An 18,403-nucleotide genomic window follows, 5' to 3' on the forward strand; every position below is an offset into this window, starting at 1 on the left:
GCGCGACGCGTGGTGCGTAGCGCCGCCCATGACGATGCCGCTGCGCGGGACAGCCGCCGGCGGCATTGTCGTTTTCGGGCGTGTGGTTGCCAGAGGGGGCGGCTGTACGCTCCACGCAGCGCTGCACAAACGAAAGCGCCCGCCGGATTGGCGGGCGCGCGTCGACGTGGATGCGGTTCAGTGGAATGAACTGCCGGCGAGCATCCCGCCGTCGACGATGAATTCCGACCCGGTGCAATACGCGGATTCGTCGGACGCGAGGAACAGCACGAGATTGGCCACTTCATCGGGCTTGCCGATGCGCGCGATCGGCAGGCCGCTGTAGATCGACGACGGATCGAAATCCGCGAACTCGGGCGGGCGCGCCATCACCGTATCGATGCCACCTGGGTGTACCGAGTTCACGCGAATGCCGTAGCGGCCGAATTCGAGCGCAGCGGCCTTCGTCATTCCGCGCACCGCGAACTTGCTCGATACGTAGGCGCTGCCGCCCGCGACGCCTTCCATCCCGGCCGTCGACGATACATTGACGATCGAGCCGCCACCCGCCGCCTTCAGCGCGCCCAGCGCCGACTTCATGCCGAGCCAGCAGCCGACCTGGTTCACGTCGATCACCTTGCGATAGTCGTCGAGCGAGCATGCTTCGATCGGCACGAGCTTCAGGACCGCCGCGTTGTTCACGAGGATGTCGAGGCGGCCGAACTGCGCGAGCGTCGCATCGACGGCCGCCTGCCAGTCGGCTTCGCAGGTCACGTCGAGATGCTGGAAACGTGCGGCGTCGCCGAGTTCGGCGGCGACGCGCTGGCCGGCTTCGTCCAGCACGTCGGCGATCATCACGCGTGCGCCTTCGGCGACGAACCTGCGCGCTTCCGCTTCGCCCTGGCCGCGGGCACCGCCCGTGATCAGCGCCACCTTGCCTTCTAGTCGTTTCATGTTGCGTGCTCCTGTGAGTGAGAGGGGCGTTCGGGGCCGCTTACGCGGAGGCGGCCGCCGCGTCGATGATGCGAACCGGATCGGCGCCGTCCCATGCACGGGCCTCGGCGATGCCGCGCGCGATCATGTCGCGCATGCCGGCGCCTTCGATCACTTCGACGCGTACGCCGGGATCGTCGGCATCGTCGAGATAGGCGACGCGCGTGGCCGGGTTGCGCGCGTCGAACACGACACGCAGGCCGCGGGCCGTGAGCTGCGCGAGCGCGGCATCGAGATCGTCGACGACCCACGCGACGTGATGCAGCCCGACGAGCGGCTGCCCGTGCGCATCGCGGTACGGCGAGCGCGCCTCGTTCGTCACGTGAATCAGTTCGATCTGCAGATCGCCGCGATACGCAAGCCCGACGTCCATCGTGACCGCGACGGGTTCGCCGAGATGGAAGCCGTCGAGGCGCACGTTGCGGAATACGGTCCACGGCCCGACGTCATGGCGTTCGCGCCAGCGCGCGATGCTGCGGTCGAGATCCGCGACCACGTAGCCGATCTGGTCGATGGGGCCGAGCATGGGATCGTTCATGGCGTCTCCGTGGCGGACACACGTAGATGTGCCGCGCGATGATTGACGGTCATGATCGCAACAAAGCGCGCGCGGCGTGCCGTCCAAACGGATGACCTCGCGCGCTTCGTCGTGGCGTGGCGGGCGAGTGGGTGGGCCGGGGCGCGACGATGCCGGAATGCGAAGCGGAACGGAGAAGGCGCGTTTCCGGCTGGGCGATCCGCGCGTTACCGCGTGTTCGGCCCCTTGACCGTCAGCCGGCACACGGTTGCCAGCGCAAGCAGGTTCGGGTCGCGTTCGCGCCGGTGCAGGAAGCTCAGCCCGATCGTCTGGCGGATCGTCGGCCCGGCGAGCGGCACGAGCGCGATCTTGTGCGCGAACAGGTCGCGCACGCGCCCGGGCAGCAGCGAGCAGCCGACGCCGCCCGACACGAGATTGATCAGTGAGAAGATGTCGCCCACCCGCATCACGACGTTCGGTGTCACGCCGGCCGAACGAAACGCTTCCGTGAAGCCATGATGCGTCGCGAAGCCTTCGCCGAGCGACACGAACGGCGCGTCGCCGCACGAGCACAGATCGATGGCATCGTGCCGCGCGTACGGCGAGTCGACCGGCGCGGCGAAGAACATCTCGTCCTCGAACAGCGCGATCGATTCGATCTCGGCGTCCGGTTCGGGCAGCGCCATCAGCGTTGCGTCGATCGCGCCTTGCCGGAGCTTGTCGAGCAGGTCGGCATTCGAGCCGAGCACGAGCTCGGCCTGCAGCTCGGGGCGGCGCTCCTTCAACGCGATCACGACTTCGGGCACGGTGCGGATCGTCAACGAGTAGAGCGAACCGATCTTCAACTGGCCGGCGCCGTAGCCGGCCGCCTCGCGTGTCGAGCGGATCCCGTCCGTCATCGTCTTGAGCACTTCGCCCGCGACTTCGGCGAGCACCTGCGCGGCGTCGGTCGGAATCAGGTTCCGCCCCTCGTGGCGAAACAGCGCGCAGTGCATCCCTTCCTCGAGCGTGTGCAACGCGCGGTGCACGCTGACCGTGCTCACGCCCAGCGCCTCGGCGGCCTTCGCGAGGCTGCCGGCTTCCATGAAGGCGAGCAGCACCTCGAGCTTGCGGAACGTGATCTCTTCGTTGATGCGGTTGCGCATGGTCCGGGCGACGGGAAGGGCGGCCGTCGATTCTGCCGCAGAACAGGGGCTGCAACAATGCGCGGATTTCCGGGGTTTCCGCAGGACGGTGCTGGGCGCGGCAACATTTAATCTCCGGCTAATCATCCGCCGCGGGCGTTAATTGATGCGGGTTTTCGGCGTCCCTATGATCGTTTCACGCCGGTCGTACGGGCAGGCCGCGAGGTTCCGATGGTGCGGGTCCGTGCCCGCGCCTTGCCGGCCGGCGATACGAACACCCGGTTCGCCCATGCGTGCCAAGCAACACGGCACACATGCGGCGCGGCGCCATGAGACTGCAGGAGAGACAAGCATGCGCGACTCACGTCGGAACTCGCGGCATCGGCAGGTGGTGGCCGCTGTCGTCGGCAACACCCTCGAGTGGTACGACTTCATCGTTTACGGTTTCTTCTCCGGCATCATCGCGCGGCTGTTCTTTCCCGCCGAGAGCCAGTACGCGTCGCTGCTGATGTCGCTCGCGACCTTCGGCGTCGGCTTTTTCATGCGCCCGGTGGGCGGCATCCTGCTCGGGCTCTATGCGGACCGCAAGGGCCGCAAGGCCGCGATGCAGCTCATCATCTTCCTGATGACGCTGTCGATCGCGCTGATCACGTTCGCGCCGTCGTACGCCGTGATCGGTCCGGCGGCGCCGATCCTGATCGTCGTCGCACGGCTGCTGCAGGGTTTCGCGACGGGCGGCGAATACGCGAGCGCGACCGCGTTTCTCGTGGAAAGCGCGCCGGAGAACCGGCGCGGGCTGTACGGATCGTGGCAACTGATCGGCCAGTGTCTCGCGGTGTTCTCGGGCGCCGCGATGGGCGCGTGGGCCACGCAGTCGCTGTCGGACGCCGCGCTGCACAGCTGGGGCTGGCGCGTGCCGTTCGCGCTCGGGCTGCTGATCGGGCCGGTCGGCCTGTGGATCCGCCGGCACATGGAGGAGACCGAGGCGTTCGTCGCCGCGAGCAAGTCGACCATCGAGCCGCCGGCGAGCGTGTCGGGCGTGCTGCGCGACAACCTGCGCGGCGTGCTGGTGTCGATGGGGCAGACGATCACCGGCACGGCCGTGTTCTACGTGATGCTCGTCAACATGCCGACGTTCGTGCACAAGACCTTCGGACTGCCGCTCGACCAGGTCTTCAAGGTGCAGATGGCGGCGGTTGCGCTGCTGACGGTGACGATTCCGTGCGCGGCGCTCGTGTCCGACCGCATCGGCCGGCGTCCGGTGCTGATCGCCGGTTCGCTGGCGCTGCTGACGGTCACGTATCCGCTGTTCACGTGGCTGGCTGCGGCGCCGGGCATCGGGCGACTGCTCGTGATGCAGCTCGTGATCTGCACGATCATCGGCATCTGCTACGGGCCCGCGCCGACCACGCTCGCCGAGCAGTTCGCGACGCGTTCGCGCTCCACGGGCATCGCACTCGCGTACAACGTCGCGGTGATGGTGTTCGGCGGCTTCGCGCCGTTCATCGTCACGTGGCTGACGCACGCGAGCGGGTCGCCCGTCGCGCCCGCATGGTACGTGTTGTTCGCGGCGTCGTTCGGGCTGCTCGCGAGCGTGTTCATGCACGACGGCGCGCCGTGCGTGCTCGCGCGCCGGCAGTTTCGGGGCGAGCCGTTGAGCGCCAAGTAGCGACGGATGCGGCTGTCCCGCGGGCGGCTGCCGTTCGATTCCGGCACGCAGGCAGGCACCGCCCGATACGGATGCCGTGGTCGAACGCGTCGACGCCGTCGCTCCCGTGACTTCGCAGGTCGCTATCATGGCGGCACGCAAGGTCGGCATGGGAGATGGCGGATGTTTTCAAGGTTGAAGAAACGGCTCGGCGGCGGGGCGGCGCGAGAGGCCGCCGTGCAGCAAACGGACCGGCGGGCCGCCTGGTCGGGCGAATCGCCGGTGCAGCCGCGGCACGTGCTGTGCTTTCTCGGCGCGGAACGCGAACTGCAGCGCCTGCGCGACGCGACGCACGCGGCAATTGCCGAATTCGCAACGGGGTTCGGCGTCGACGACGCGTATTCCGCCGCCGCGCCGGACGAGCGGATGGGCCGTTCGTTCGAGATCTGCCGCGACCGCGTCGAACCGGATGCATGGACGCGGGCGGACGCCGAAGCCGTCGGCGCGCATCAGTCGGTGCTGTATGTGCTCGGCCCGCGCATGACGCGGGACAACGCCGTGCGTGCGTCGATCGGTGCGCTGTTCCTGGTCGATCGGCTGATCGATGCCGGTGCCGTGGCGGTCAAGGGCGAGAGCGCGGGCGTGGCGCACGGGCTGCACCGCTGGCGGGAGCTGATCCGGATGGCCGCGGTCGCGACTGGTCGCGACGACACGCTTGCGCAGAACCGGGTGTGCCGGCTGGCGTTCGCTCGGCGCCCGCTGGGATCGGACGGTTACTTCGACAGCGTGGGCTTTCATCTGGTCGGCCTGCCGGACGTGCAGGTGCCGCGCTCGCGCGGAACCGATCGCGACTCCGTGGCCGTCATGGATGCTGTGGCCGACGAGATGGTGCAACAGGGGATCGATGCGACGTTGCACGCGCGCGATGCGTGGCTGGTCGACGACGGAGCTCACGACGAGGATGACTTCAAGTTCAATCCGTACGGGATCGTCCGGCTGTCGACGTGAAGGACGACGCGGGTCTCCGGGCCGGCTCCGAGGCCGCCCTACGGGCTGATCGGCCCGGCCCCGGGCGCCCGGAGCCGGGCGTCGACGCGATCGATCGGTTGCCGCGTCGGTTCGGGTATCGGGCGAACCGATGCTTAGCATCGCGGGCGGCGGCCTACCGCGGCCGCCGCCCCATCGTTACGCTTGGGCGATCATCCACTCTGTCCGGAAGGTCGCCATGTCCCGGCTCGACTACAAGCTGCTCGGCCCCTGCCTGCTCGCGATCGCGATCGACGCGATGGGCTTCGGGCTCGTCTATCCGATGATGTCCGCGATCTTCAGCGATCCGCACGCGGGCATCCTGCCGGCCGACGCCGGCGCGCATGCGCGCAATTTCTACCTCGGTCTCGGCTACGGGATCTACCCGTTGTGCATGTTCTTCGGCTCGTCGCTGATGGGCGACCTGTCCGATCGCTACGGCCGCCGCAGGATCCTGCTGCTGTGTGTGCTCGGCCTCGCGGCCGGCTACGCGATGATGGCGGCCGGTGCCTGGCATGCGAGCGTCGCGCTGCTGCTGACGGGCCGCGGGCTCACCGGGCTGATGGCGGGCTGCCAGGGCATCGCGCAGGCAGCGATCACCGACCTGAGCACGCCGGAGAACAAGGCGCACAACATGAGCATCATGTCGCTCGCGTTCAGCGCGGGCGTGATCGTCGGCCCCGTGCTCGGCGGCGTGACGTCCGATCGCACGATTTCGCCGCTGTTCGACTACGGCACGCCGTTCGTGCTGGTCGCCGCGCTGTCGCTGGCCTGCGCGTGCTGGACCTGGGCGTCGTACCGCGATTCGGCCGCACCGCGCGGCGACACGCGCATCGATCCGCTGCTGCCGCTGCGGATCATCGGGGAGGCCGTGCGCCAGCGCAACGTCGCGTTCCTGTCGGTGGTGTTCTTCCTGATGCAGGTCGGCTACGGGCTCTACCTGCAGACCATCATGCTGCTGCTGCAGGCGAGATTCGGCTACACGAGCGCGCGGCTCGGGCTGTTCAGCGGCGTGATCGGCCTTTGCTTCGTGTTCGGGCTGCTGTTCGTCGTACGGCGATTGCTGCGCGTGTGGCGCGTGGTCGACATCGCGAAGACGGGTCTGCTCGTCGCGGGCGTCGGCCAGGTCCTGTCCGCGCTGTTCCCGCACGAGCCGGTGCTGTGGTCGCTCGCGATGGTCGTCGGCTGCTTCGACATGGTTGCGTACACGACGATGTATACGGCGTTCTCCGACGCGGTCAGCGAGGGCCGGCAAGGCTGGGCGCTCGGCGTCGCGGGCTCGGTGATGGCCGTCGCGTGGGTCGTGACGGGCGCGCTCACGAACCTGCTGCCGGTGTTCGGCGAGATCGGCCTGCTACTGATCGGTGGTGCGGGCTTCCTGCTCAGCTTCGCGATGATGGTCGCGTATGGCCGCACGCAGCCAGGCGCGCGAACAGCCGCGCTGTCGTAGGCGGTTTGCACGTTGGCCCGATCCTGTCGGACGTTGTCCCGCGCACCGCTGTCGCGTCAGGCCGCGCGGCCCGACACTGGCGCCTCGCGTCCCGGGAGCATCCGGGCCGCGTCCGGCGGCGCCGGCTGGCCCGGCGCGCCGTTCCTTCGACATGCCAACCGAGAGAGCGACCCATGCAACATCCGACCATCCGTACCCTGGCGGGCGCGAGCGCGCCGACATCGATCGCCGCCGCCCGCACCGCGCTGCTGGTGATCGATTTCCAGAATGAATATTTCAGCGGCCGCCTGCCGATTCCGGACGGGCCGCGCGCGCTGGGCAACGCGCAGCGCGTGATCGCGTTCGCCGACCGCGCGGGCATGCCGGTGTTTCACGTGCAGCACGTCGATGTGGCCGACGGCCCGATCTTCGCCGACGGCAGCGACAGCTTCCGCTTTCACGCGGACCTGCAGCCGGCGGCGCATCACACGGTCGTGAAGAAGACGTCGGTGAGCGTGTTCCCGACGACGGACATCGACGCGCGCCTGAAGGCGGCCGGTGTCGACACGCTGATCGTCACGGGGTTGATGACGCATGCATGCGTCGCCGGCGCGGCACGCGATGCGGTGCCGCTCGGCTACGCGGTGATCGTCGTCGACGACGCATGCGCGACGCGCGACCTCGACCTCGCGGACGGCGGCACGGTATCGCACCGCGACCTCCATCGCGCGACGCTGGCCGCGTTGTCGGACACGTTCGGCGACGTGCTGACGACCGAGCAGGTGCTGGCGCTGGCCGTCGCCTGACGGCACCGCCGCCGGATGCGTGCTTCAGTCCGCCCAGCCCGGCGCGGCGTATACGACTTCGCCGCGGAAGCACGTCTCGATCACACGGGTTTGCGCGAACGTCTCGACCGGGTGTGCGAACGGATTGCGGTCGAGGATCGCGAAGCTCGCGTCCTTGCCCGCTTCGAGCGAACCCGTACAGTCGTCGAAGCGCAGCGCATACGCGGTGTTCACCGTATAGGCCTCGAGCATCGTGAGCAGGTCGAGGCGTTCGTGCGGATTCCACGGCGGGCTGTCGGGCTGGTCGATCAGCAAGTGCGTGACGCCGGTCTGGATGATCTGCATCGGGTTCATCGTGCTGACCGACCAGTCGGAGCCGGCCGCGAGCATCGCGCCCGCGTTGCGCAGGCTGCGGAACGGATAGTTGCGGGCGGTGCGCTCGGCGCCGAGCAGGTCGCGATAGAGCTGCTGCTGCTCCTCGCGGGCGGCCGTCCATAGCGTCTGCACGCTGGCGATCGCGCCGAGCCGGTTGAAGCGGCTCATGTCGGCCGGATCGACGAGCTGCAGGTGCGCGAGCTGCGCGCGCCGGTCGCGCATGCCGTTGCGGATCTGGACGTATTCGAGCGCGTCGAGCGTCATGCGCACCGCGCGGTCGGCGAGCGTGTGGAAGTGCAGGTCGAAGCCGGCCGTGTCGGCGAGCAGGCAGATCTCGTTCAGCGCGTCCTGGCTCCACAGCGCGAGGCCGCAATCGTCGGTGCCGGCGTACGGCTCGAGCAGCGCGGCCGTCTTCGATTCGGGCACGCCGTCGACGAAGATCTTCACCGTATGCAGGCGCAGGTTGTCGCATTCGTATTCGCGACGCCATCTGGCGAAGCGCTCGATCTGCTCGCGCGGATCGCGGCGCGGGTTCGCATAGAGGCCGGCGCTCATGTACACCTTCAGCGTGCCCGCGCGCTGCGCGTCGGCATACGCCTTGAGTTCGGCCTCCTCGACGCGCGCGTCGAACCAGCCGGTGAGGCCGTAACGGTGCGCCATCGCATGCGCTTTCGCGAGCGACTTCGGGTAGCCGGCCGGGCTCAGTTGCGGAATGATCGGGCACACGCGGTAGAACGCCGCTTCGTGCACGACGCCATTCGGCGCGCCGGACGCGTCGCGCTCGTACACGCCGCCGGCCGGGTCCGGCGTATCGGCGTGAATGCCGGCCGCTTCGAGCCCTTTCGTGTTGAGGCAGCCGCTGTGCACGTCGAAGCCGACCACGAGCAGCGGCCGGTCGGGCACGATCCGGTCGAGCAGCTCGCGGGTCGGATACGCGCCGAATGCGGCCAGGTTGGCGCCGCCGAGATAGACCCACGGTTCGTTCGGCGTCGCATCGGCGCATGCGCGAATGCGCTGCAGGATCGTGTCGGGATCGTTGATGCCGGACAGGTCGAAGTCACCGAGGATCTGGTGGCCTTCGAGCGGGTGCACGTGGCCATCGATGAGGCCCGGCAGCATCAGCCTGCCGGCCAGGTCGACGATGCGCGTCGCGGGGCCGGCCAGCGGGCGGATGTCGTCGTCGCGGCCGACGGCGACGATCTTGCCGTCTTTGGCGGCGAGCGCCCGAGCGAAGCGGCGTTGCGCATCGCCCGTGTAAAGCAGGCCGTTCAGATAGACGGTATCGGCGTGTTGCATGTGTCTCCTCCGGATGGGGGAAGGTTCGACGGGCGCACGTGTCCGGCGGGCGGGCCGTCTGGCTCGTCCGGTCGCGTGAACCCGGTCGGGTTGGAATGAGATGCGGGGCGGCTAGGTGCCGGTGTTGCGCGGCGGGCGCGGCGATGCGTCGTGGTGAAGGCCGGCTGTCGCCGGAGCGTCATGCCGATCGCGCCGCCAGGTCTGAATCGGCGGATCGATGGGCGACGCGCGCGCGGCCGTGCGGGCCGGCGTCCATCCGGTATTCGGCATGCCGTGTCTCCGTGATATCCGACGCGTTCCGGTCGTCGGATGAGTCAGATACTAGGAGCGGGGCGGGCGGCTGTCTGTCATCGTTTTGAGGACAAGACGCGACAAAGAACGCGGGGGTGAGTAGGCGTGCCGCGATGCGGAGGTGTCATCTATTGACCGCGGTCCCCCGGCGGTTCCTCTTCGGTCACGCACCACGCGAACAGTCCGGCCCGGTTCGCCACGCCGAGCTTCGCGAGCGCGCGCCCGAGATAGGTGCGCACGCTGCTGGGCTTGAGTGTGAGGGTATCGGCGATCTGCGGGACAGGCTGGCCTTGCAGCACCGCGCGGCACACGAGCCGTTCGCGCTGCGACAGCACCGCGCTGCTGGCCGACAGGCGCTGTTCGAACCGCTGCAGCAACGCGCCGTCGTCCGAACGCGGCGTCAGGCGGGCGAGCCGTGCATGCTGGATCAGGAGCGGCAGCACGAAATCGCCGAGCTGCCGCAGCAGCGCCAGCTCGGCCAGCGTATAGGACGGCTGGCCGCGTCGGCGGAACAACGAGAACGCATAGACATAGTCGCGCTCGCTGCCGAGCAGCGTGCAGTCTTCGCCGAGATCGCCGAGCGCGAAATGGCGGCCGTATTCGGTTGCCGTATCGATGTCCTCGTTGCACGAGAACACGAGCTGCGAATCGGTGGCGCGCTCGATATGCGGGAGCAGTGTGTCGGTGCGCCAGTCGCCCTGGGTATAGAGATCGAGCGCGTGGCGCGTGCCGTCGGGATCGTCGCCGCCCGCGAAGAACAGCACGTCGACACTGTCGACCGACTGCGACGGCGCATCGCGGCGGTAGCGCGTCGCGACGCTGTAATGGGACTGCGGATCGACGGTTTCGCGCAGCCATGCCCAGAGCCGGGCGGGAAACTGCGGACTGCCGAGGCTGGCGACCAGGTCGCCGGCATTGCTGAGGGAAATATGGGCGGGGCTCATCGTTGACACCGTCTGCGCGAACGGCCGCCCGTGCCGGCCGTGCTTCGCGGATGACGGCGCGCCGGCGGCGCGGCGGCTGGCGGTGCGGTCATGCGGGACGGAGGCCGGCGCGGCGGCGAAGCTCGATTGTAGGGGAGTTCGCCGCCGCGGGGCACGCGCGCTTGGCCGGCGGGCGGCCGATCGTCCGTCGACGGGTGGTGCACATCGTGGCGCACCACGTGTCGGCCTGCGCGTCAGAACATCGTGTTCGCGTTCGCGGACTGTTCCGGTACCGGCTGGATCACGTCCCAGTGTTCGACGATCTTGCCGTCCTTGACGCGGAAGATGTCGACGACCGCTTCGCCGCGGTCGCCCGGACGCTCGGTCGCATGCACGTGCAGGTAGACGAGGTCGCCGTCGGTTGAGCTGCGCACGATGCGCGCGCGCGATGCCGGGTTCTTCTGGAACGCGCCGACGAAGTACGACACGAACGGCTTCTTGCCGTCCGGCACGTGCGGGTTGTGCTGCTTGTAGTCGTCTGCGACGACGGCGGCGGCTTCGACGGCTTCGTGCTTGTTGAAGAAGCGGTCGTAGAACGTCAGCACGAGCTGGCGGTTGGCTTCCTCGGCGGCCAGGTCGCGCGTGGCTGGGGCGGCGGCCAGCGCGGCCGTCGACGCGGCCAGCAGGACGAGCGCGGCCACGGCGCGAACGGGGGAGCGGAGCGATGACATGTAGCGGGTTCCTTGTCTGACGAAGCGTGGGTGGGTGCGCGGTGCGCGACGGCGGGTCGAGCCTGCCGCGGCGATCGGCGGGCGACGGTGCATGGTTGCGGATACACGCGCGTTGCCGCCGCGAGGGGTTTTCCGCCCGGCCCGTATCGTGACGACACGGGCCGGTAGAAGCCGCGCGCCTTCGCCATACTTCGTTGAACTGGCGAATCCGCGCGGCTGTCGGGCCGATCGAATGGTACAGTTGCCGCGAACCCGTCACAAGAAGTCAGCGCGGTGTGAACAGGTCACACCGCGCTGACCATGCGTTGCCCTTGAAAGAGAATCCAGTCATGCCGTTCCCGCCCGCCGATGAATCCGTCGAACTCGATCAGCCATGCCCGATTCGCGATGTGCTCGACCGCATCGGTGATCAGTGGAGCCTGCTCGTGCTCGAAACGTTGTCCGGCGGGACGATGCGTTTCAACGAACTCGGCCGTACGATCGGCGATGTGTCGAACCAGATGCTGTCGCGCACGCTCAAGCGGCTCGAGCAGGACGGCTTCGTCAGTCGCACGCTGTACGCCGAAGTGCCGCCGCGTGTCGAATATGCACTGACCGACCTTGGGCGTTCGTTCCTGACGCCGATGCAGGCGATGATCCGGTGGGCCGACGAACATCATCGCGCGATCTGCGTCGCGCGACGCCGAGCGCGGGAAATCGAGGGCGGCGGGCGCTGAGCGGGGCGCTTGCGCCGCCTTGTCGCTGGGCGTTGTGCTGTGTTCGGTGCGATGCGACGAGGCGTGGCGTAGTTGCCGGTGCATCGCCATTGCATGATTTCGTTGTCCGAATGATTTCGTCGGATTGAACGAGGCGGTGCGTTCCATTCGTCCCGTATATGGCAATGCGCTGGCGATGCTCCGTTCAACAAGGGCAGGTACGGGGCGACCGAGACGGCGGCGAAGGGCGTGGCAGGGTTCGGTAGAGGCGGGATGGTGTGCGGTAGACCGGCGAGTAACGTCGAAGGTCGAGGTTGCGTGACCGGAAGCATCCCCCGGTTTGCCCGTCGGCATTGGGGCGGCGGGCAGGATTCGTGGGAGCGCCAGCCGGGCATCGTGATGATGATGTCGCGGCAGAACGGCACGGGTTCGCTCGCGCTGCCCGCCCCGGGCGTGCTACCGGCCGGGCAGCCCGGTGGCTGCCTATCGCCACGTACCGTCGACGTAGATCCATACCCGTCCCTGGCGGCGCCAGTAGCCGGGCACCCACCGACGCCCGGGGCGCCGTGCGACCCAGCGCCCCGGCATCCATATATAGCGGCCACGCTGCCAGCGCCAGTAGCCGTCGGTCCATATATAGCCATGCGGCCGTGGCGGCGGCGGACGGCGGTCGTGCCGGGCGGCCGGCGGTGCGAAGCCCGGGCGGTCCGGATAGGGCGGGCCGCCGGGCACGCGATTCGGGCCGGACGGCCGGTACACGGGCGGCGCGGGCTGGGCCGAGGCGGCGCGGAGCCAGCCGCCGGTGCCGACGAAGGCGGCGGTCAATCCGATGGCGCGTAACAACGAGCGTCGATTCATGGCGTGTCCTGTTCTGTATTCGAGGCTGCCTTACATTAGCCTGCCAGTCGGCCGGCCGGGTTACGCGAGCGGTTAACGCTGTTACCGTGTGTCACGGCAGGTGGGGTGAACCGTCGGCAGGTGGAAGCCGGCCTTTCTATATGGATGTTGCCGCTGGACGTGACCCGCTGAACGACTGTCGAGCCCTGTTTACTGGCCGACGAATGCGTTTTAGGTGCCCGAGGGCAGAAATTCGAGATCAAATTGGGTAAAATTTGCCGATTCCGGAGGGTCGCGCCGAATTCGTTTGTTGTTTCTATGCAACCGTCAAGACGATGACATGTAAGAATGGTGCGATGAAAGGCTCCAAAAAGCCTCCGTCAAGAAGTCAAAAACAAACGTCAAAACAAATACTTATAACTCGGCCCCACTTTCATTATTTCTAGTTCTGGAAAAGCTTATTTCTTTATTTGCGGATCGCTCCCCTAGGGTACACCCCTAAACTCACGGTTCCCAAACGGGCAACTATCCGGGCGCGGCCAGCAGGATCGATGGCGCTCCCGGGCGGTTGCAGACCGTTTATGAACAAGGTCGCGAGACCTGCCTCTTTTTAGAAGGGAGCTCCACGAATGAACAAGACTCTGATCGTTGCAGCAGCTGCAGCATCGTTTGCTACCGTCGCTCACGCACAAAGCAGCGTCACGCTGTACGGCGTGCTGGACGCAGGCATCACCTACACGAGCAACGTCCAGCCGGCACTCGGCCAAGCTGGCAAGTCGCGTTGGGCGATGGGTTCGGGCATTGACCAGAGCCGTTTCGGCCTGCGTGGCTCGGAAGACCTGGGTGGCGGCCTGAAGGCAATCTTCACGTTGGAAAGCGGCTTCAACATCGGTAACGGCAAGTTCGCGAACAGCAACGGCATGTTCAACCGCCAAGCTTTCGTCGGCCTGTCGAGCCAGTACGGCACGGTCACGCTGGGTAAGCAGTATGACGCAACGCAAGACTACCTGGCGCCGCTGACGGCAACGGGCTCGTGGGGCGGCACGTACTTCGCGCACCCGCTGAACCTGGATCGTCTGAGCACGAACGGTGATGTCGCTCAGAACAACACGATCAAGTTCACGAGCGCTAACTACGCTGGCCTGCAATTCGGCGGCACGTACTCGTTCTCGAACAACACGAACTTCGGTAACAACCGTGCGTACAGCGCAGGCGTTGCATACCAGTTCCAAGGCCTGAAGCTGGCGGGTGCATACTCGCAAGCGAACCTGGGTGACGGTACGAACGCAAACGGCGCAACGTCGTCGGCAATCGGTGGCATCGCTAGCCAAGGCCGCGTCCGCACGTACGGTGCTGCTGCTGGCTACGCATTCGGCCCGGCACAAGTCGGCGCTGCATGGACGCAAGCTCGCCTCGACAACAACGCAGTCGGCGTCGGCACGCTGCGCACCGACAACTACGAAGTCAACGCAAAGTACAACCTGACGCCGGCTCTCGGCCTGGGTGCTGCTTACACGTACACGAACGCGAAGATCAACAACGGCAGCACGCACTGGAACCAGTTCGGCCTGCAAGCTGACTACGCTCTGTCGAAGCGCACGGACGTCTACGCACAAGCTGTGTACCAGCGTGCAGCGAAGAACGGCATCGGCGCATCGATCTACAACGGCAGCAACTTCAGCGACAACCTGCCGAGCTCGTCGATCAACCAAACCGCAGCAACGGTTGGTCTGCGTCACCGCTTCTAAGCGTGACGGCGGGGTAACCCGCTACGCAGCATCGAAAAAGGCGCCTTCGGGCGCCTTTTATTCGTGTGCGGAATGCGATGTCGGCGATTCATGTCGTCCGGATGCAAAAAAGCGAGGCCTGTGCCTCGCTTTTTTGCTGTGCGCCGCTACGGCGCGGTGCCGACGGCAGGGGGCTCAGCGCGTGTATTCGCCGTTGGCTTCGGGCTGGAACACGATCGCGGCCACCTTCATCTGCTTTTCGGCGCCGCTCGGCTGCATCACCTTGACCATCTGGCCGCGCTGGGTGCCCAGCAATGCCATGCCGACGGGCGAGAAGACGTTCAGGCGGCCGAGCTCGAGATTGGCGGCGTCCGGATAAACAATCGTCCAGGTGGCCTGTTCCTGGGTCGCTTCGTCGAGCAGCGTGATCTGAGAGTTCATCGTGACGACGTTCGCCTTGATGGCGTCGGGCTGGACGATGTCGGCGCGCTCAAGAAGCGTATCGAGCATCGTCTGAAAGCGCGGGTTGTGTTCGGCGTGCTTCTCGAGGCGAGCAACGTCGAGTTCGGTCAACTGGTAAAGGCGTTGTTTCATGGCAGTTCTCCAAATGATCGGCAAGGGCAGGCGTGGCGTGCCTATGGGGATCGCCCGGAGCCTGTCTGACCTGGCTCCGGGAGGAGACCGAGCCGTCAGATCAGGCGCCGGGCAGGGGCGAGCGGCGCCTGGGCCGTGCGTCGAGCGAGGGGATGCGCCGGATGACCGGCGCGCGCGCGCACGCCGGCCGGGCCGGACGGCGAAACCGAAAGGGGCGTGAGCGCGTACATGGTGGATGGAAGATCGACAGACGAATATAACCTTACGATTCTACAACACAACCTTCGGGATATGTGATTCGGTTGTCGGCATTTTGTCAGGGATTGTTGTGCGAGTGAAGCAAGTCGCCGCGATATCGTCCGGGATGTGCGAGTGATTTTTGTCAAAATCGCAACGCTGTATATTCAAACTAAGGGTTTCCCCTTGGATTGGCGAGAACTACACTGAATTCAATCGCTTCAGACAGTCCTGCCGAGGCGACGCCAAACGAGAACATATACCGGAGGTAAATCATGAAGTCGGTCATCTACGCAGCTATCGCCGCATCCGTCCTTGCCGCCCCGATCGCGTCGTTTGCACAGTCCGAGCAGGGGCTGACGCGCGACCAGGTCAAGGCCGAGCTCGTGCAACTCGAACAGAACGGCTACAAGCCGCTCGCGAGCGATTCGCAATATCCGGACAACATCCAGGCCGCTGAACAACGCATTCAACCGAACCAGCCGACGCTCGCGCAAGCCGATACGAGCGGCTACGGTGCCGTGGCGACGGGTGCAGGCCAAGCCGGCCGCCGCATGACGCGTGAAGCACCGAATCCCGTGAACTCGGTCTATTTCGGCAACTGAACGTCCCCGGGTCTGCCCGAGCGCACCGCTTAATCGACGAGACGCGCATCCGTTGTGCGCGTCATTCGCCCGCAGGAGCAGAACCTCCGTCGCCGCATTCCGGCGGCTTTCCGCCCAGACGCTCGCGCGTTTGGGCCTTTTTTGCTGGGCGGGTCAGGCGGACGTGACCGCGGGCGTGCCGTGGATATAGTGTTCGAGCTGGCTGATCGTGAACTGCTGATCGGCAATCACGCTCTTGACGAGGTCGCCGATCGAGATGAGGCCGACCAGCTTGCCGCCGTCGAGGACGGGCAGGTGGCGCATCCGGTGCTCGGTCATCAGCGCCATGCACTCGTCGGTGGATTGCGACGGTTCGACGTAGCGCACCTTCGCCGTCATGATTTCCTCGACGCGGGTGGCTTTCGACGAGCGGTCCTGCAGGACCACCTTGCGCGCGTAGTCACGCTCGGTGACGATGCCCGCGATGTCGTCGCCGTCCACGACCAGTAGTGCGCCGATGCCTTTTTCGGCCATCAGCTTGATGGCGTCGTAGACGAGGTCGCTCTTCGTGACGGTGTAGATGGTGCGGCCCGAATCCGGCTTGGCCTTGAGAAGTTGCGCGACAGTCGTACTCATTCGCTTTCTCCGTGTGCAGGTCGATGCTGGGCAGGCAGGGTGTGATGCTTGTCACCCGATGAGCCCAGTATAGCCGCGCAGGTGGCGGCAGTCGCGTGACGATTCCAGATTAGCGGTAAACTCCGGTCACGCACTATCCACACAACTCCTACATTCCTGAACGTTTCGATTGAATTCATGATGTCTTCGCGTCCCCAATCGCCCACGCCGGGCAACGACCAGGCCGACGAATGCGTGACACTCGTCGCCACCGCGTCGCTGCCTACGCGCTACGGTACGTTCAAGTCATACGCGTTTCGCGTATCGGGCAGCGATGCCGAACATCTCGCGCTCGTGATGGGCGACGTGGCCGGCGAGCAGTCCGTGCTGACGCGCCTTCATTCCGAGTGCCTGACCGGCGATGTATTCGGCTCGTACCGCTGCGACTGCGGCGAGCAGCTCGATCTCGCGTTGCGTTACATCGCGGCGGAAGACCGCGGCGTGCTGCTGTATCTGCGCGGCCATGAAGGGCGCGGGATCGGCCTGAGCAACAAGATCCGCGCGTATGCGCTGCAGGAGCAGGGGCGCGACACCGTCGAGGCAAACCTCGACCTCGGCCTGCCCGACGACGCCCGCGAATATGACTCGGCTGCCGCGATTCTCCGGATCCTCGGTGTGACGTCGGTGCGGCTGATGAGCAACAACCCGGCGAAGTTCGATACGCTCGCGAAGCACGGTATTCCGGTTTGCGAACGCGTGGCGCTTGCAGTGCCCGTGCGCGAGGAAAACGAGCGTTATATCCGCACGAAGCAGACGAAGTTTGGGCATTACTTCGAGGAAAACGAGTAATCGCAGCGAGCGCGCCAGCGCCCGTTTTTCGTCATCTGTTCCCTGGATCGTCGCCGGCAATGGCGACGATTTCCATTTACCCTCCGTCTCTCTTCCGTCCGTTCCGCTTTCGAGTGCGTGACGGCGCTCGCGTTACGCCGCCAGAACGATCCATCGCCCCTATGCCCACACCGTCGAAAATCGAAACCGAGCGTTTGACGCTGCGTCGCTGGCGGCCGACGGATGCGGGTGCGCTATCGGCGATGCATGAGGATCCAGACGTGACCGCATGGCTCGCGCGCGGCCCGATGTCCGTTGACGAGGCGAGCGACGTCATCGCGCGCTTCGACGCGCATTTCGATGCACACGGTTTCGGCCCGTGGGCCATCGAGCGCCGCGCCGACGCGATGCTGATCGGGGTGTGCGGCCTGTCGCACGAAGCGCGTGCAACGCATCCGTTGGCACCGTGCATCGAGATCGTGTGGCGGCAGGCGCGTTACGCCTGGGGGCACGGCTACGTTGCCGAAGCGGCCGCCGCCGCATTGGCCGACGGGTTCGACCGGATCGGGCTCGGCGAGATCTTCGCGTGGACGGCCGACACCAACCTGCGATCACGGCACGTGATGCAGCGGCTCGGCATGCAGCGTCAGCCCGCGCACGATTTCGACCATCCTGCGTTGCCGGAAGGGCATGCGCTGCGTCGGCACGTCGTGTATGCCGCCCGCACCGCCGGCGTGGCCGGCGCGTAACGATTCACGCGTGTTCGCCTGTCAGCGCCACGTGCCGTTCTGCAGCACGATCCGGTAGCCGTCGGCATCCTCGAAAGTCTGGCCGGATATTTCCCAGTACGGATTGAACGACGTCACCGGCATGAAGCCATGCTCCGTGGCGCGCGCGCATGCAGCTTCCCATTCCGGCCGATCGGGCAGGTAGAACACGATCAGGTCTTCGGGCGTCGGTGACGGCGCGATCGGGTGGTCGGGGCAGTGCGTGAATTCGAAGTGATAGTCGAGGCCGTCGCGCCCGAGCATCACGCCGGAAAACCCGTCGTGATCTTCAAAGCGCGCAAGAACGGAGAGTTCGAGAGCGTCGCGATACATGCGCTCGGTGCGGGCGAGGTTGCTGACCGGGCGGGCAATGCGCAGATGGGCGTGCAAGATGGCCTCGGG

At 66.5% G+C, this 18,403-nt stretch carries 19 protein-coding genes; 9 read left to right on the forward strand and 10 right to left on the reverse strand.

What is annotated here, in order from left to right; all coding sequences use genetic code 11:
- Positions 1-177: 177 nt before the first annotated feature.
- The 3 genes from CFB47_RS22970 to CFB47_RS22980 form a co-directional block, all read right to left on the reverse strand.
- Positions 178-933, reverse strand: coding sequence for a glucose 1-dehydrogenase (locus CFB47_RS22970; protein ID WP_089462385.1), 756 nt, complete (start codon positions 931-933; stop codon positions 178-180).
- 40 nt (positions 934-973) lie between these two features.
- On the reverse strand, positions 974-1,510 hold the full coding sequence (locus CFB47_RS22975; RefSeq protein WP_089462386.1) for a VOC family protein: 537 nt from the start codon (positions 1,508-1,510) through the stop codon (positions 974-976).
- A 206-nt stretch (positions 1,511-1,716) separates the two neighbouring features.
- Positions 1,717-2,634 (reverse strand): LysR family transcriptional regulator, encoded by a 918-nt coding sequence (locus tag CFB47_RS22980; protein ID WP_089462387.1) that lies wholly within the window; start codon positions 2,632-2,634, stop codon positions 1,717-1,719.
- 331 nt (positions 2,635-2,965) lie between these two features.
- On the opposite strand from CFB47_RS22980, the gene CFB47_RS22985 reads away from it, so the two are divergent.
- The 4 genes from CFB47_RS22985 (at position 2,966) to CFB47_RS23000 (ending at position 7,522) form a co-directional block, all read left to right on the forward strand.
- Complete coding sequence (locus CFB47_RS22985; protein ID WP_089462388.1) at positions 2,966-4,282, forward strand: MFS transporter; 1,317 nt, start codon at positions 2,966-2,968, stop codon at positions 4,280-4,282.
- 162 nt (positions 4,283-4,444) lie between these two features.
- Complete coding sequence (locus tag CFB47_RS22990; protein ID WP_218829429.1) at positions 4,445-5,269, forward strand: hypothetical protein; 825 nt, start codon at positions 4,445-4,447, stop codon at positions 5,267-5,269.
- Positions 5,270-5,486: 217 nt separating this feature from the next.
- Positions 5,487-6,737: an MFS transporter gene (locus tag CFB47_RS22995; RefSeq protein ID WP_089458519.1), complete on the forward strand. Its 1,251-nt coding sequence runs from the start codon at positions 5,487-5,489 to the stop codon at positions 6,735-6,737.
- A 173-nt stretch (positions 6,738-6,910) separates the two neighbouring features.
- Positions 6,911-7,522 (forward strand): cysteine hydrolase family protein, encoded by a 612-nt coding sequence (locus tag CFB47_RS23000; RefSeq protein ID WP_089462389.1) that lies wholly within the window; start codon positions 6,911-6,913, stop codon positions 7,520-7,522.
- 24 nt (positions 7,523-7,546) lie between these two features.
- Here CFB47_RS23000 and CFB47_RS23005 read toward each other — a convergent pair whose 3' ends face one another.
- The 3 genes from CFB47_RS23005 to CFB47_RS23015 form a co-directional block, all read right to left on the reverse strand.
- Positions 7,547-9,172 carry an amidohydrolase gene (locus CFB47_RS23005; RefSeq protein ID WP_089462390.1) on the reverse strand — a complete coding sequence of 542 codons (1,626 nt, stop codon included), beginning with the start codon at positions 9,170-9,172 and terminating at the stop codon, positions 7,547-7,549.
- Positions 9,173-9,591: 419 nt separating this feature from the next.
- The gene (locus tag CFB47_RS23010) at positions 9,592-10,407 is read right to left on the reverse strand and encodes a helix-turn-helix transcriptional regulator (RefSeq protein ID WP_089462391.1); all 816 of its coding nucleotides are present in this window, start codon (positions 10,405-10,407) and stop codon (positions 9,592-9,594) included.
- Between the two features lie 233 nt (positions 10,408-10,640).
- Positions 10,641-11,117 carry a nuclear transport factor 2 family protein gene (locus CFB47_RS23015; RefSeq protein WP_089462392.1) on the reverse strand — a complete coding sequence of 159 codons (477 nt, stop codon included), beginning with the start codon at positions 11,115-11,117 and terminating at the stop codon, positions 10,641-10,643.
- Between the two features lie 329 nt (positions 11,118-11,446).
- On the opposite strand from CFB47_RS23015, the gene CFB47_RS23020 reads away from it, so the two are divergent.
- Positions 11,447-11,833: a helix-turn-helix domain-containing protein gene (locus tag CFB47_RS23020; RefSeq protein ID WP_089458514.1), complete on the forward strand. Its 387-nt coding sequence runs from the start codon at positions 11,447-11,449 to the stop codon at positions 11,831-11,833.
- 462 nt (positions 11,834-12,295) lie between these two features.
- Here the strand turns inward: CFB47_RS23020 and CFB47_RS23025 are convergent, their stop codons facing one another.
- A complete protein-coding gene (locus CFB47_RS23025; RefSeq protein ID WP_089442093.1) occupies positions 12,296-12,670 on the reverse strand; it encodes a YXWGXW repeat-containing protein in 375 nt (124 codons plus the stop codon).
- 608 nt (positions 12,671-13,278) lie between these two features.
- Here CFB47_RS23025 and CFB47_RS23030 point away from each other — a divergent pair.
- Positions 13,279-14,397, forward strand: coding sequence for a porin (locus CFB47_RS23030; RefSeq protein WP_089442094.1), 1,119 nt, complete (start codon positions 13,279-13,281; stop codon positions 14,395-14,397).
- Positions 14,398-14,571: 174 nt separating this feature from the next.
- Here CFB47_RS23030 and CFB47_RS23035 read toward each other — a convergent pair whose 3' ends face one another.
- On the reverse strand, positions 14,572-14,970 hold the full coding sequence (locus tag CFB47_RS23035; protein WP_069252008.1) for a GreA/GreB family elongation factor: 399 nt from the start codon (positions 14,968-14,970) through the stop codon (positions 14,572-14,574).
- 512 nt (positions 14,971-15,482) lie between these two features.
- Here CFB47_RS23035 and CFB47_RS23040 point away from each other — a divergent pair.
- Complete coding sequence (locus CFB47_RS23040; RefSeq protein ID WP_089442096.1) at positions 15,483-15,812, forward strand: DUF4148 domain-containing protein; 330 nt, start codon at positions 15,483-15,485, stop codon at positions 15,810-15,812.
- A gap of 153 nt (positions 15,813-15,965) precedes the next feature.
- Here the strand turns inward: CFB47_RS23040 and CFB47_RS23045 are convergent, their stop codons facing one another.
- On the reverse strand, positions 15,966-16,427 hold the full coding sequence (locus CFB47_RS23045) for a CBS domain-containing protein (RefSeq protein ID WP_069252006.1): 462 nt from the start codon (positions 16,425-16,427) through the stop codon (positions 15,966-15,968).
- Positions 16,428-16,604: 177 nt separating this feature from the next.
- On the opposite strand from CFB47_RS23045, the gene ribA reads away from it, so the two are divergent.
- Together ribA and CFB47_RS23055 are read left to right on the forward strand one after the other, a co-directional pair.
- The gene (ribA, locus tag CFB47_RS23050; RefSeq protein ID WP_071332315.1) at positions 16,605-17,255 is read left to right on the forward strand and encodes a GTP cyclohydrolase II; all 651 of its coding nucleotides are present in this window, start codon (positions 16,605-16,607) and stop codon (positions 17,253-17,255) included.
- Between the two features lie 161 nt (positions 17,256-17,416).
- Positions 17,417-17,983, forward strand: a complete 567-nt coding sequence (locus CFB47_RS23055; protein WP_089462393.1) for a GNAT family N-acetyltransferase — start codon at positions 17,417-17,419, stop codon at positions 17,981-17,983.
- 21 nt (positions 17,984-18,004) lie between these two features.
- Here the strand turns inward: CFB47_RS23055 and CFB47_RS23060 are convergent, their stop codons facing one another.
- Positions 18,005-18,391, reverse strand: coding sequence for a VOC family protein (locus tag CFB47_RS23060; protein WP_089427154.1), 387 nt, complete (start codon positions 18,389-18,391; stop codon positions 18,005-18,007).
- Between the last annotated feature and the right edge of the window lie 12 nt (positions 18,392-18,403).

Origin of the sequence: Burkholderia sp. AU27893 (assembly GCF_002223205.1) — a bacterium.
Lineage (GTDB): Bacteria > Pseudomonadota > Gammaproteobacteria > Burkholderiales > Burkholderiaceae > Burkholderia.